Source organism: Comamonas sp. HJ-2 (assembly GCF_053615495.1).
In genome coordinates, this window is record NZ_JBSIFD010000014.1 from 138,584 (window position 1) to 152,905 (window position 14,322).

Annotated in this window: 13 protein-coding genes; 10 read left to right on the top strand and 3 right to left on the bottom strand. The window is 61.5% G+C overall.

From position 1 onward, the window contains the following. The first annotated feature begins 9 nt into the window (after positions 1-9). The 3 genes from ACWGXF_RS13450 to ACWGXF_RS13460 all read left to right on the top strand — a co-directional run bounded on the left by ACWGXF_RS13450 (position 10) and on the right by ACWGXF_RS13460 (position 3,121). Positions 10-1,110 (top strand): ABC transporter permease, encoded by a 1,101-nt coding sequence (locus ACWGXF_RS13450; RefSeq protein ID WP_452102034.1) that lies wholly within the window; start codon positions 10-12, stop codon positions 1,108-1,110. Further along, positions 1,107-2,762, top strand: a complete 1,656-nt coding sequence (locus ACWGXF_RS13455) for an ABC transporter ATP-binding protein (protein ID WP_256630252.1) — start codon at positions 1,107-1,109, stop codon at positions 2,760-2,762. The genes ACWGXF_RS13450 and ACWGXF_RS13455 overlap by 4 nt, the downstream gene beginning before the upstream one ends. Before the next feature lie 197 nt (positions 2,763-2,959). Next, entirely contained in the window at positions 2,960-3,121 is a 162-nt protein-coding gene (locus ACWGXF_RS13460; RefSeq protein ID WP_003056362.1) for a hypothetical protein, read from the top strand. 102 nt (positions 3,122-3,223) lie between these two features. Here ACWGXF_RS13460 and ACWGXF_RS13465 read toward each other — a convergent pair whose 3' ends face one another. Further along, positions 3,224-3,556: a chaperone modulator CbpM gene (locus tag ACWGXF_RS13465; protein ID WP_003063164.1), complete on the bottom strand. Its 333-nt coding sequence runs from the start codon at positions 3,554-3,556 to the stop codon at positions 3,224-3,226. A gap of 11 nt (positions 3,557-3,567) precedes the next feature. Continuing rightward, entirely contained in the window at positions 3,568-4,548 is a 981-nt protein-coding gene (locus tag ACWGXF_RS13470) for a DnaJ C-terminal domain-containing protein (protein ID WP_087864393.1), read from the bottom strand. Between the two features lie 230 nt (positions 4,549-4,778). On the opposite strand from ACWGXF_RS13470, the gene ACWGXF_RS13475 reads away from it, so the two are divergent. The 7 genes from ACWGXF_RS13475 (at position 4,779) to typA (ending at position 13,640) form a co-directional block, all read left to right on the top strand. Next, positions 4,779-5,159: a thioredoxin family protein gene (locus ACWGXF_RS13475; protein WP_034349992.1), complete on the top strand. Its 381-nt coding sequence runs from the start codon at positions 4,779-4,781 to the stop codon at positions 5,157-5,159. A gap of 180 nt (positions 5,160-5,339) precedes the next feature. Beyond that, positions 5,340-5,918: a ribosome maturation factor RimP gene (gene rimP / locus ACWGXF_RS13480; protein WP_003080490.1), complete on the top strand. Its 579-nt coding sequence runs from the start codon at positions 5,340-5,342 to the stop codon at positions 5,916-5,918. 83 nt (positions 5,919-6,001) lie between these two features. Continuing rightward, complete coding sequence (gene nusA / locus ACWGXF_RS13485; protein WP_003063156.1) at positions 6,002-7,489, top strand: transcription termination factor NusA; 1,488 nt, start codon at positions 6,002-6,004, stop codon at positions 7,487-7,489. Between the two features lie 23 nt (positions 7,490-7,512). Further along, positions 7,513-10,347, top strand: coding sequence for a translation initiation factor IF-2 (gene infB / locus ACWGXF_RS13490; RefSeq protein WP_012837914.1), 2,835 nt, complete (start codon positions 7,513-7,515; stop codon positions 10,345-10,347). 95 nt (positions 10,348-10,442) lie between these two features. After that, entirely contained in the window at positions 10,443-10,820 is a 378-nt protein-coding gene (gene rbfA / locus ACWGXF_RS13495) for a 30S ribosome-binding factor RbfA (protein ID WP_003056352.1), read from the top strand. A 4-nt stretch (positions 10,821-10,824) separates the two neighbouring features. Further along, entirely contained in the window at positions 10,825-11,817 is a 993-nt protein-coding gene (gene truB / locus ACWGXF_RS13500) for a tRNA pseudouridine(55) synthase TruB (protein WP_003063153.1), read from the top strand. Next, on the top strand, positions 11,814-13,640 hold the full coding sequence (gene typA / locus ACWGXF_RS13505; protein WP_452102035.1) for a translational GTPase TypA: 1,827 nt from the start codon (positions 11,814-11,816) through the stop codon (positions 13,638-13,640). Before truB ends, typA begins: the two co-directional genes overlap by 4 nt. Before the next feature lie 316 nt (positions 13,641-13,956). Here the strand turns inward: typA and ACWGXF_RS13510 are convergent, their stop codons facing one another. Next, positions 13,957-14,262, bottom strand: a complete 306-nt coding sequence (locus ACWGXF_RS13510; RefSeq protein WP_003063149.1) for a c-type cytochrome — start codon at positions 14,260-14,262, stop codon at positions 13,957-13,959. Positions 14,263-14,322 lie beyond the last annotated feature (60 nt).

A 14,322-nucleotide genomic window follows, 5' to 3' on the forward strand; every position in this document is an offset into this window, starting at 1 on the left:
CAAGAAGCTATGAATACAGGAGTGGAGCGTGTGCCGGCGGCGCCTGCTGCCAAATCCGAGTCCCCGGGGCGCCGGGCCTGGCGGCGTTTCAAATCCAACCGGCTGGGCTTTGTCAGCCTGCTGATCTTCTCGGTGCTGGTGCTGCTCAGCCTGTTTGCCGAACTGCTGTCCAACGACAAGCCGCTCATCGTGCGCTACGAGGGGCAGACCTATCTGCCGCTGCTGCACGATTACCCGGAAACCACGTTTGGCGGCGATTTCCATACGCCGACCGATTACCTCGATCCCTTCATCCAGCAAAGGCTCGGCGAGGGCGACAACTGGGCGATCTTCCCCATCAACCGCTATGGCAAGTCCACCATCAACTACTTTGCCAAGTCGCCCAATCCTTCTGCGTCGTCGGCCGACAACTGGCTGGGCACCGACGACCGGGGGCGCGATCTGCTGGCGCAGCTCATCTACGGTTTTCGCGTCAGCGTGCTGTTCGGCCTGGCGCTGACGGCCGTGGGCGTGCTGCTGGGCGTGCTGGCGGGAGCGGTGCAGGGCTTCTTTGGCGGCAAGACGGATCTGGCCTTCCAGCGCCTGACGGAAATCTGGGGCTCCATGCCCGAGCTCTACCTGCTCATCATCTTCAGCGCGCTGTTTGCGCCCAGTGTCTCGCTGCTGCTGATCCTGCTGAGCCTGTTCGGCTGGATGGGGCTGGCCGACTATGTGAGAGCCGAGTTTCTGCGCAATCGCCAGCTCGACTATGTGAAATCCGCCCAGGCCCTGGGTGCCAGCAATCGCTCCATCATCTTTCGCCACATTCTGCCCAACAGCATGACGCCGGTGATCACCTTTTTGCCGTTTCGCATGAGCGGGGCCATCCTGGCGCTGACCTCGCTCGATTTTCTGGGTCTGGGCGTTCCGCCAGGCACGCCAAGCCTGGGTGAGCTGCTGAGCCAGGGCAAGAACAATATCGATGCCTGGTGGATTTCCCTGTCCACCTTTGGCGTGCTGGTCATCACGCTGCTGTTGCTGACCTTTATGGGCGACGCCCTGCGCGATGCGCTGGACCCGCGCAAGCAGGCGCACACCGGGGCTGCAAAGCGCGCAGGAGGCAAGCCATGAGCCAGGAAAAGTATGGGATTGAGAGCCGCAGCCAGTTGCTGAGCGTGCACGATCTGAGCGTGTCTTTTGCGGGCAAGCCCGTGGTGCAGGGCGTGAGCTTCGAGATGGCTGCCGGTGAAAAGCTGGCGCTGGTGGGGGAGTCCGGCTCGGGCAAGTCGGTCACGGCGCTGTCGCTGCTGCGCCTGGTGGGCGATGCGCAACTGGGTGGCCGGGCCCTGCTGGACGGGCGCGATCTGCTGGGGCTTTCGGAGCGCGAGATGCAGGGCATACGCGGCGGCGATATCGCCATGATCTTTCAGGAGCCGATGACGGCGCTGAACCCGCTGATGACCGTCGGCGCGCAGGTGGCGGAGGTGCTGCAGCTCAAGCAGGCCTTGAGCCGGGCGCAGGCCTTGAAGCAGGCCGTCGAGCTGCTGGCCACTACTGGCATCCCTGAGCCAGAGCGTCGCGCGCAGAGCTTTCCGCACCAGCTCAGCGGCGGCCAGCGGCAGCGCGCCATGATCGCCATGGCCCTGGCCAGCCGTCCCCGGCTGCTGCTGGCCGACGAGCCGACAACGGCGCTGGATGTGACGCTGCGTGGCCAGATCCTGGATTTGCTGGCCGATCTGCAGCGGCAGACCGGCATGGCCGTGCTGATGATCACGCATGACCTGAACCTGGTGCGCCGCTTTGCCGACCGCGTGGCCGTCATGGAAAAAGGCCGTCTCGTGGAGCAGGGCGCGGTGGCCGAGCTGATGCGGAACCCGCAGCATGCCTATACCCGCAAGCTGCTGGCCAGCCGGCCGGTGCGCAATGTGGCGGATGAGACCGTGCCGGCCGGTGAGGCTGCCGTGGTGCAGACCCGGGCCTTGCAGGTGAGCTATGCCACGCCCTTGCCCGGCATTCGCGGCTGGTTCAAAAAGGGCGCGTTCGTCGCGGTCAAGGGCGCGGATATGCTGCTGCGGCCCGGCCGTACCCTGGGCGTGATCGGTGAATCGGGCTCCGGTAAATCCACGCTGGCCCAGGCCGTGCTGGGGCTGTTGCCTGCGGCCGGGGAGCTGCAGGTGGCCGGCAGGCAATGGCAGCAGCCGGCAATCCGCAACAGCGCCGCCAATCTGGCGCTGCGGCGCAAGATCCAGGTGGTGTTCCAGGATCCGTTCTCCTCGCTGTCGCCGCGCATGACGGTGGAGGAGATCGTCGGCGAAGGCCTGCAGATCCATGCCCCTGAGCTCGCTGCCGGGCCGCGGCGCGAGCGCGTGCTCAAGATGCTCGAAGAGGTGGGCTTGATCGAAGCCCAGTTTCCCGGCCTGCTGCAGCGCTATCCGCATGAATTCTCGGGCGGGCAGCGGCAGCGCCTGGCGATTTCACGCGCGCTCATCATGGAGCCCGAGGTCCTGGTGCTGGACGAGCCCACGAGTGCACTCGACGTCACCATTCAGCAGCAGGTGCTGGCCCTGTTGCAGCGGCTGCAGAAGGAGCGTGGTCTGGCCTATCTGCTCATCACCCACGATGTGGATGTGATTCGCGCCATGGCCCATGAGGTGCTGGTCATGAAGGACGGGCAGATCGTGGAGCAGGGCGATGTGCAGGCGGTGCTGACTGCGCCGAGGCAGGCATACACGCGCCAGTTGGTCGAGGCTGCCGGGGTCGTTGCCGAGTCTCCGGCGGTCTGAATGTGATGGCGAGCAGCGCCTTCCCTTCAAAGGTTTGAGGCTTTGAATGCCTGCAATTGCTGTCGGTTCACTGATTCGCGAGACAGGCATTCGCTGAAAAACACTGAATCCGCACTCGAAAGTTTGTATTTATTTGGCGCGAATTCTCTGGCTGTGGCCTAATTGATCCTTTTCAACCTCCCAATTGAGAATTCGACATGGGCAATAAGATCGTTACCGAAGCAGACCGCAAGGCCACTCCCCGTCCCCAGGCACCCAATGGCGTGACCCTGCCCACTCCCGGCCGTGGCCAGCGCGTGAGCCTGGAGCGTGGTTCGCACACTCGCAGCAAGAAGCAGCCCGGCAAGCGCCACGGCTAATTCCTGCGGCAGGCTGCGCCCTGGTGTGCGGCCCGCAAAAAAGCCCTCGTCACTTCGGTGCGAGGGCTTTTTGCTTTTCACGGCTTCAGAGCATTGGTTTGCTCATCCCTGAAGATTTTTCAGCTTGCGGCGCAGCTGCTGCACTTCCTCGATGAGATCGGTGGTCAGGGCAGCGAGCTGAGGGTCGGCGTCGAAGCTGTGTTCCAGCTGGGCAATGCGGCGTGCACGCACCAGCGTCTGGCTGCTGAAGCGCCATTGCTCGTGGCTGATCTCGCGCAGCTGACCTTCGTTGTCGTAGCTGATGACGCCTGTCTGCACATGCTCGATCACCCATTGCGGGCTGGTGCAGCAATGGCGCGCCAGCTCGTGCAGATCGAGCACGGCCTGTTCCAGCAGCTCGGCAGGCTCGTAGAAAGGGTAGTGGGAGGGGCTCATGGGAAAACCTTTCAACTCAGGCTGCGGGCATCGAACTGCGGGAAGGCCCTGGCAAAGTCGGCATAAGCCTGCTTTTGCGCGGGTGTCGCCGCGGGTGGGAAGACCACATCCAGCACCAGGTACAGATCACCCGGCGTGGCGGCGGGCAGGCCCTTGCCCTTGAGGCGCAGCTTGCGACCCGAGCGATAGCCGGCGGGCACGGTGACTTCCAGTTCCCCGGCCAGCGTCTTGAAGGGGACGGGGCCACCGAGCTCGGCTTCCCAGGGCGCGAGCGGCACTCGCTGGTAGACATCCTTGCCTTCGGACCACCAGCGCGGATCGCTACGGAAGTGCACCTCCAGCAGCAGATCGCCTGGAGCACCCTTGCCCAGACCCGGGTTGCCCTGACCGGCAAGGCGAATCATCTGGCCCTCGCGCACGCCCTTGGGAATGGTGACCTGCAGCTCCTTGTCCTTGTGGGTGGGGATGCCCTGGTCGTCGAGCACGGTGCTGCGCAGATGCAGCGAGCGCACGGCGCCGCTATAGCTGTCCTGCAGATCCAGCTCTATGCTGGCATGCTGGTCCTGGCCGCGCATGTCTGGGGTGCTGCGCGCGCCTTGCTGGCCCTGATGGCGCCGTGCACGAGCGGCCTGGCCGAACATCTGCGAGAAAAAGTCGCTGAAATCGGCGTCGCTGCCGGCATCGCCCTGGCTGCTGAAGTGAAAGTCCTGCTGATCCCAGTCGGGCGGCGGGCGAAAGCCTCCCTTGCCCTGAGTTCTGGCATTTTGAGCAAACTGCATCTCGTCGCCCATGGCGTCGTAGGCGGCGCGCTTTTCGGGGTCGGAGAGCACGGTGTTGGCTTCGTTGACCTCGGCCATGCGAGCAGCCGCGTCTTTTTCCTTGCTGATGTCGGGGTGGTATTTGCGGGCGAGTTTGCGATAGGCCTTTTTGATGTCCTCGGTGGAGGCCTTTTTGTCCACGCCAAGTATCTTGTAATAGTCCTTGTAATCCATGGAGTCACCAATCTTCTTGTCAAAAGATGGGCGCAAGACTGTTGCCTTGGCTGCTGCCATTGCTGCGCCCGCATTCAGGAAAATAATAGGGATAGAGTGCGGCAGCTTCAAGGGTCTCAATGCGCGCTGGTGGGGTGATGACCGGGGTTTGAGTCCTTGGGTGCATCTGGCGCTACCATTGCCGGGATCAATGCAGGGGCGTGTGCGAAGGCCTGCCCAGAGTTCGTGAAATGAAACAAGAAATTACAAAAGCAGACGCATGGCTGGTTGTCTGCCTCTGTGCTGACTGGTGCGGTACCTGTAAACAGTACCGGCAGCCCTTCGAGGCTCTGGCTGCCCAGTTTCCACAGATGCGTTTTGTCTGGCTCGATGTGGAAGACCGTGAGGATGTCGCTGGCGATCTGGACATAGAAACCTTTCCGTCCATTTTGGTGGCGCAGGGCGAGCAGGCCAGATTTCTGGGGCCTGTGCTTCCGCAGACGGGGGTGCTGGCGCGGATGCTGCAATCCCTGCCCGCAGATGCGGCGGCGAGGCCCGCAGATGTGCAGGAGGCCCAGGATTTGCTGCAGCGATTGTTGCGCGCTGATGACCTGCAGGAAGTCTTGCGTTGATCGCTGTTTTATGCGAGACACTTTTTGCGAAAACAGTGGTTTGCGGCTACAATCACGGCTTCACGACCAAACGGGCGGGTACATACCGCCCGTTTTTTTTGGGCAATTCATGGCGAAACCTGTTTTTGGTAGAGCTAAGTCCATGATTTGACAGATTTTTCGGGATTGAACTGAATACACGTGGCACTACAGCAAATCGTTGAACAAACCGTGACAGGTCTGGGCTATGACCTGGTTGAAATCGAGCGCTCGGCCGGCGGCCTGCTGCGCATCACGATTGATTTGCCTTGGCAGGCGCCGGAGGAAGGTGCGCCTGAGCTGCCCGAGCAGTTCGTGACAGTGGAAGACTGCGAAAAGGTCACGCGCCAGCTTCAGTTTGCGCTGGAAGTCGATGGTGCGGACTACGCCCGCCTGGAGGTCTCTTCTCCAGGCATTGATCGTTTGCTGCGCCATGAGCAGGACTTCATCCGCTTTGAAGGCTCGGAGGTGGATCTGACGCTCAAGGCTCCCATCGGGGCTGCGGGTGGCGACAAGATCAATGCAAACCGCAAAAAATTTCGTGGCACGCTGGAGCGGACTGAAGAAGGTGGCTGGCAGATCGTCTGGAGCGATGAGCCGCCTCCCAAGCCGGGCGTGCGCGTCAGCAAGAAGCGTGAGCCTGCGCCGTTGAACGCGATGGGCTTTACGCTTGACGAGTTGCGCGAAGCTCGTCTGGCACCGATTGTGAATTTCAAAGGACGCGCAGCCAAGCCCGAATGAGGCAGCTGAAGCGTTTGAATCTTTTGGGGCAAAGAGGTCGCATGCAAATCCTCTTTGTGTGATTGAAATAGGAGAGTCGTCGCATGAATCGCGAACTGTTGATGTTGGTTGAAGCCATTTCGCGTGAAAAGAACGTGGAACGCGATGTGGTTTTTGGTGCCGTGGAATCCGCACTGGCACAGGCCACCAAGAAGCTGTACCAAGGTGAAGTAGACATCCGCGTGTCCATCGATCGCGAAAGCGGCGACTACGACACCTTCCGCCGCTGGGTGGTGGTGTCTGACGATGCCGGTCTGCAGAACCCCGACGCCGAAGAAATGCTGATGGATGCGGAAGACCGCGTGCCCGGCATTCAAATTGGTGAGTTCATTGAAGAGCAGATCGAGTCGCTGCCCATCGGCCGTATCGGTGCCATGGCTGCCAAGCAGGTCATCCTGCAGAAGATTCGCGACGCCGAGCGCGAAATGCTGCTCAACGAATTCCTGGCCCGTGGCGAGAAGATTTTCACCGGTACCGTCAAGCGCATGGACAAGGGCGACATCATTGTCGAATCCGGCCGTGTGGAAGGCCGACTCAAGCGCGGCGAGATGATCCCCAAGGAAAATCTGCGCAATGGCGACCGTGTGCGCGCCATGATCATGGAAGTCGATGCCACCTTGCGCGGCGCTCCCATCCTGCTGTCGCGCTCGGCTCCCGAATTCATGGTGGAATTGTTCCGCAATGAAGTGCCCGAGATCGAGCAAGGCCTGCTGGAGATCAAGAGCTGCGCCCGTGACGCCGGCTCTCGTGCCAAGATCGCCGTGCTCAGCCACGACAAGCGCGTGGACCCCATCGGCACCTGCGTCGGCGTGCGCGGCACCCGCGTGAATGCCGTGACCAACGAACTGGCCGGCGAGCGTGTGGATATCGTGCTGTGGTCCGAAGACCCCGCCCAGTTCGTGATCGGTGCCCTGGCTCCTGCCAATGTCTCTTCCATCGTTGTGGATGAGGAAAAGCACGCCATGGACGTGGTGGTGGACGAGGAAAATCTGGCCATCGCCATCGGTCGCGGCGGTCAGAACGTGCGTCTGGCCTCCGAGCTGACAGGCTGGAAGATCAACATCATGGACGCTGCAGAGTCTGCCCAGAAGCAGGCCGACGAGTCGGCTGTCTCGCGCAAGCTGTTCATGGAAAAGCTGGATGTGGACGAGGAAATCGCCAACATCCTGATCGAAGAAGGTTTCGAGACCCTGGAAGAAGTGGCCTATGTGCCGCTGCAGGAAATGCTCGAAATCGAATCCTTCGACGAAGAGACGGTGAACGAGCTGCGTAGCCGCGCCAAGGATGCACTGCTGAGTCAGGAAATTGCTCGCGAAGAAAATGTGAGCAAGGCATCCGAGGATCTGGTGTCTCTGGACGGCATGACTGCCGAGCTGCTGGACAAGCTGGCGCAAGCTGATGTGCACACCCGTGACGATCTGGCCGACCTGGCGATCGACGAGCTGACCGAAATCACCGGTCAGACTGCCGAAGAAGCCAAGGCCTTGATCATGAAGGCGCGTGAGCACTGGTTTACCGATGGGCAAGAGTAAGGTCAGGGAGGTACAGAGCATTTATGTCGAGTAATACGGTTGCAGAATTTGCGAAAGAGCGCAACACGACCCCTGATACCTTGCTGCAGCAGCTCAAGGCCGCCGGGGTTGACAAGGCCAATGCGGCTGACGCGCTGACCGAAGGTGACAAGCAGCGCTTGCTGTCTCACCTGCAGGCAAGCCATGGCAGCGGTGCCAAGAAGATCACGCTGACCAAGAAGTCCACCAGCGAAATCAAGCAGGCGGATTCATCGGGCCGTGCCCGTACGATTCAGGTGGAAGTGCGCAAGAAGCGCACTTTCGTGAAGCGGGAAGACACTCCCGCCGAGGCTCAGGCCAATGCGGAAAGCATGGCTAAGGCTGTGCAGGAGCGTGCCGCTAGTCAAGAGCTGGTACGCCGTGAAGAAGATGCTCGCCGCGAGGCCGAGCTGTTGAGCCATCAGGAAGAACAATTGGCCAAGGAACGTCAAGAGCGCGAAGAGCGCGAGCGCCGCGAGCGCGAAGCCGAGGAACGTGCTGCAGCCTATGCAGCCGCGGAAGTCGCCAAGGTGGCTGAAGCCAAGGCGGCAAAGGAAGAAGAAAAGCGCGAGCACGCCGCAGGCGCTGCCGCACGTGCTGCGGCCCAGGCCGAGGCACGCGCCAAGGCGGAAGCCGAATCCCAGGCCAAGGCTGCTGAAGAAGCCAGCCGCGCCAAGGATCTGGATGAGCGCCGCCGCAAGGCCCTGGCCGAAGCGGAAGCCATCCGCGCCATGATGGCTGCACCCAAGAAGGTGCTGGTCGCCAAGAAGCCCGAGGAGCCCAAGAAGGCTGCTCCGGTTGCCGCCGATGCCAAGAAGCCTGTTGCCGCCAAGGATGGCAACAAGCCCGCAGGCAGCGCTGGCGCGGCCAATGCCGGCGGCGGCGCCCGTCCAGGCAAGGAAGTCAAGTCCGCCAAGCTGTCTTCGAGCTGGTCCAACGACGCCGGCAAGAAGAAGGAAATCAAGACCCGTGGCGACAGCTCCGGCGGCGTGGCTGGCCGTTCCAACTGGCGCGGTGGTCCCAAGGGCGGCCGTCGTGGCAATGATCGTCACGAGCAGCAACAGCAGCAGGCTCCCGAGTTCCGTCAGCTGGAGATTTCGGTGCCCGAGACCATCACCGTGGCCGAACTGGCTCACAAGATGGCCATCAAGGCATCCGAGGTCATCAAGGTTCTGATGAAGATGGGCCAGATGGTCACCATCAACCAGCCGCTGGACCAGGACACCGCCATGATCGTGGTGGAAGAAATGGGCCACACCGCCAAGGTGGCAGCGCTGGACGATCCCGAGGCCTTCACCGCCGAGGAAGTCTCCAACTCCGAAGCCGAGCAACTGCCGCGCGCTCCCGTGGTGACCGTCATGGGTCACGTGGACCACGGCAAGACCTCGCTGCTGGACTACATCCGTCGCACCAAGGTGGCGTCGGGCGAAGCCGGCGGCATCACTCAGCACATCGGTGCCTACCATGTGAAGACGCCTCGCGGCATCATCACCTTCCTGGACACTCCCGGTCACGAGGCCTTCACGGCCATGCGTGCTCGCGGTGCCAAGTCCACCGACATCGTGATTCTGGTGGCCGCTGCCGACGACGGCGTCATGCCCCAGACCAAGGAAGCCATCAAGCACGCCAAGGCGGCTGGTGTTCCCATCGTGGTGGCCATCACCAAGGCCGACAAGCCCGAAGCCAACCCCGATCGCGTCAAGCAGGAGCTGGTCGTGGAAGAGGTGCTGCCCGAAGAATACGGCGGCGACTCTCCCTTCGTGGCCGTGTCCTCCAAGACCGGCCAGGGCATCGACGAGCTGCTGGAGCAAGTGCTGCTGCAGGCCGAAGTGCTGGAACTCAAGGCGCCCGTGGACGCCGCTGCCAAGGGTATCGTGATCGAAGCCCAGCTGGACAAGGGTCGCGGTACCGTGGCTACGGTGCTGGTGCAGTCCGGTACGCTGAAGGTCGGCGATGTGGTGCTGGCGGGCCAGACCTATGGTCGCGTGCGAGCCATGCTCGACGAAGACGGCAAGCAGACCAAGGAAGCCGGTCCTTCCATCCCTGTAGAGATTCAGGGTCTGAACGAAGTGCCCCAGGCGGGTGACGACTTCATGGTGCTGAGCGACGAACGCCGTGCCCGTGAAATCGCGACCTACCGCGCCGGCAAGTTCCGCAACACCAAGCTGGCCAAGCAGCAGGCTGCGAAGCTGGAAAACATGTTCGCCGAAATGTCCGCTGGCGATGTGCAGACCCTGCCCATCATCATCAAGGCCGACATGCAAGGCTCGCAGGAAGCTCTGGCAGCCTCGCTGCTCAAGCTGTCTACCGACGAGATCAAGGTTCAGCTGGTGTACTCCGGCGTGGGCGGTATCTCCGAGTCCGACGTCAACCTGGCGCTGGCTTCCAAGGCCATCATCATCGGCTTCAACGTGCGTGCGGATGCTCAGGCCCGCAAGACCGCTGAAGGCAACGATGTCGACGTTCGCTACTACAACATCATCTACGACGCCGTGGATGAGGTGAAGGCTGCGATGTCGGGCATGCTGGCTCCCGAGAAGCGCGAAGAGATCATCGGTATGGCCGAGATCCGTACCGTGTTCGTGGCGACGAAGATCGGCACCATTGCCGGCTCGTACATCACGCAAGGTCACGTCACCCGCAATGCACACTTCCGTCTGCTGCGCGACAACGTGGTCATCTACACGGGCGAGATCGAGTCGCTGCGTCGCATGAAGGACGATGTCAAGGAAGTCAAGGAAGGCTTCGAGTGCGGTATCAAGCTGCGCAACTACAACGACATCAAGGAAGGCGACGTGCTGGAAGTCTTCGAGATCAAGGAAATCGCTCGTACGCTGTAAAAGCAATAGCTGCTAGTGCCTGTTACGCAAGGGTTTGAGGCTGAAAATGCCTTGAATTCCTTGTGCAGCAAGCGCAAATAGCTCCTTTTTTATTCATGGCAACCAAACGCAAATCTGCTGCTCCCAACCGCAGCTTCAAAGTTTCCGACCAGATCCAGCGTGATCTGTCGGAGCTGATCGCCCGCGAGTTGAAGGACCCGCGCGTCGGCATGGTCACGCTGCAAGGCGTGGAGGTGACTCCTGACTATGCCCACGCCAAGGTGTTCTTCAGCGTGCTCGTCGGCGATCCCGAAGTGACGCTGGCAGCACTCAATCAGGCCGCAGGCTTTCTGCGCAACGGCCTGTTCAAGCGTCTGCACATTCATACCGTGCCCACGCTGCATTTCGTCTACGACCGCACTACAGAGCGCGCTGCCGACATGAACGCCTTGATCGCCAAGGCTGTGGCGTCGCGCGGACCCGAACAGGAATAAGCACATGAACGCCCCTCGCACCCGGGTGCAGCGGCGCCCTGTGCATGGGGTGTTGCTGCTCGATAAACCGCTGGGCTGGTCCAGCAACGATATCTTGCAGAAGGTCAAGTGGCTGCTGCGCGCCGAAAAGGCCGGGCATACAGGCACGCTTGATCCGCTGGCCAGTGGCGTGCTGCCGCTGTGTTTCGGCGCTGCCACCAAATTCAGTCAGCTTCAGCTCGAAGCCGAGAAAACCTACGAAGCCATTGCCCGCCTGGGCCAGACCACGACCACGGCCGATGCCGAGGGCGATGTGGTGCTGGAGCGTGCCGTCGATCTGGCAGCCATCACGCCCGAGCGCCTGGCGCAGGTGCAGGCCCAGTTCACAGGCGACATCAAGCAGGTGCCACCCATGCACAGTGCGCTGAAGAAGGACGGCAAGGCACTCTATGAATATGCCCGTGCGGGCGTGGAAGTGGAGCGCCCCGCACGAGATGTCACCATTCATGCATTGGAGCTGACTCTGGTGCAGGACGATCAGGGGCATCCGGCCGTCAAGATGAGAGTGAGCTGCAGCAAGGGCACTTACATCCGCACATTGGGCGAAGACGTGGGCGAGGCCTTGGGCTGTGGCGCCCACTTGCGTTTTCTGCGCCGTGTGGAAACCGGCGGTCTTGAGGTGTCGCGCTGCGTGACGCTGGAGGCGCTGGAAGCCATGAACGATGAAGAGCGCATCGCGCAGGTCCAGCCTGTGGATACCCTGCTGCATCGTCATGCCGTCGTCACCTTGGGTGAACAGGATGCAGGTCGCTTTCTATCAGGCTTGCGCCGTCGAGGGTCTTGGGCGGATGCCCCGGCCGTGGCGGTGTATGGTGAGCGCCCGCATGCCCTTTTAGGGGTAGGCCGTGTGGCGAGCGGGGAATTGATTCCCGAGCGCCTGCTCAGTCCGCTAGAAATTCAACAAATTTTGGAAGGAACGCCGCGTCCACAAGCAAGCGGCATTTTGGAAACATTATGAGCAAACAAATCCGCAACATTGCGATCATCGCGCACGTTGACCACGGTAAGACCACCATGGTGGACCAGCTGCTGCGCCAGTCCGGCACTTTTGCCGAGCACGAAAAAGTCGTCGACACCGTGATGGACAACCATGCCATCGAACGTGAGCGCGGCATCACCATTCTGGCCAAGAACTGTGCCGTGTCCTGGAAGGACACCCACATCAACATTCTCGACACGCCCGGTCACGCGGACTTCGGCGGCGAAGTGGAACGTGCCCTGTCCATGGTCGACGGCGTGGTGCTGCTGATCGATGCGCAGGAAGGCCCCATGCCCCAGACGCGCTTCGTGACCAAGAAGGCTCTGGCCCTGGGTCTGCGCCCCATCGTGGTGGTGAACAAGGTGGACAAGCCCGGTGCCAACCCCGACAAGGTGATCAACGCCGCTTTCGACCTGTTCGACAAGCTGGGCGCCACCGACGAGCAGCTGGACTTCCCCGTGGTCTACGCCTCCGGCATCAACGGCTGGTCGTCCAAGGAAGAGGGCGAGCCCGGTGCCAAGTGGGGTGAGGACATGTCCGCCCTGTTCGACACCATCCTCGACCATGTGCCTTCCGTGCAGGGCGATGCCAGCGCTCCCCTGCAGCTGCAGGTCTCCGCTCTGGATTACTCCACCTTCGTGGGTCGTATCGGCGTGGGCCGCATCACCCAGGGCACGCTCAAGCCCGGTCAGCAAGTGGCTGTGATGGCCGGTCCTGACGGCAAGAGCTACAGCGGCAAGATCAACCAGGTGCATACCTTCCAGGGTATCGATCGCGTGCAGGCCACCGAAGCCGGTCCTTCCGAGATCGTGCTGATCAGCGGTATCGAAAACATCGGTATCGGCGAGACCGTCACCGATCCCGCCAATCCTCAGCCTCTGCCCATGCTGAAGATTGACGAGCCCACGCTGACCATGAACTTCTGCGTGAACACCTCGCCCCTGGCAGGTCGTGAAGGCAAGTTCGTGACCAGCCGCCAGATCTGGGACCGTCTGCAAAAGGAATTGCGCTCCAACGTGGCTCTGCGCGTCAAGGAAACCGACGAAGACGGTATCTTCGAAGTCTCCGGTCGTGGTGAACTGCACCTGACCATCTTGCTGGAAGAAATGCGCCGCGAAGGCTACGAGCTGGCAGTGTCCAAGCCCCGCGTCGTGATGCAGATGATCGACGGCGAAAAGCACGAGCCCATCGAGCTGGTGACTGCCGACATCGAAGAAGGCCACCAGGGCGGCGTGATGCAGGCACTGGGCGAGCGCAAGGGCGAGCTGGTGAACATGGAACCCGATGGCCGCGGTCGCGTCCGTCTGGAATACCGTATCCCTGCCCGCGGCCTGATCGGTTTCACCAACGAATTCCTGAACCTGACACGTGGTTCCGGCCTGATCGCCAACATCTTCGACAGCTACGAACCCCATAAGGGCGACATCGGCGGCCGCAAGAACGGCGTGCTGATCTCCATGGACGACGGTGAAATCTTCACTTACGCCCTGGGCAAGCTGGACGACCGTGGCCGCATGTTCGTGAAGGCCGGCGACCCCGTGTACGAAGGCATGATCATCGGCATCCACAGCCGCGACAACGACCTGGTGGTGAACGCCACACGTACCAAGCAGCTGACCAACTTCCGTGTTTCCGGCAAGGAAGACGCGATCAAGATCACGCCTCCCATCGAGCTGTCGCTGGAGTACGGCGTGGAATTCATCGAAGACGACGAGCTGCTGGAAATCACCCCCACCAGCCTGCGCGTGCGCAAGCGTCACTTGAAGGAAAACGACCGCAAGCGTGCTTCGCGTGATGCGTAATTCACAGGCCTAGGCTGTGAATCCAAAAAGGCCCTTCGGGGCCTTTTTTATTGCACGTTGCTGCCTGACAGTCTGCATTGCAACGGCTGCGGTATTGATTCGTCGCTGCGCGAGCCACGGGCCGAGTTGCTGCATTCAAGTGTTGCGGATGCTGACCTCAGGGGGGCGGAGCGAAGTCTGGAATCCTGGTGCCGTAGGGCTGATGGAAGAGCAGGGCGATCCGCTGAGTCGCGGTAGCTTCAGAAACAAAAAACCGCATGGGAGCCATGCGGTTTTTGATAACGGCCCTGTCTCGCGCCGTTGAGAAGCAGTCGATTTACTTCTGCGTCAGAATCCAGGCCACCAGCTTCTTGGCATCGGCGTCGTTCACCTGGGGATTGGCGGGCATGGGCACGGGGCCCCACACGCCGGAGCCGCCCTTGATGACCTTGGCAGCCAGCTTGTCGGCGGCGTCCTTCTGGCCTGCATACTTGGCGGCCACATCCTTGAATGCGGGACCAACCAGCTTCTTGTCAACAGCGTGGCAGGCCATGCAGTTCTTGGACTGCGCCAGGGCCTGATCGGCCATGGCAGGGGCCACGGCAGCGGCGGAAAGGGCGAAAGCGATCAGAAATTGCTTCATCATGAGTTCCCAGGGTGCGGGGTTAAAGTTGATCTTTTAGCGCATTGTAGTGCTTGGCTT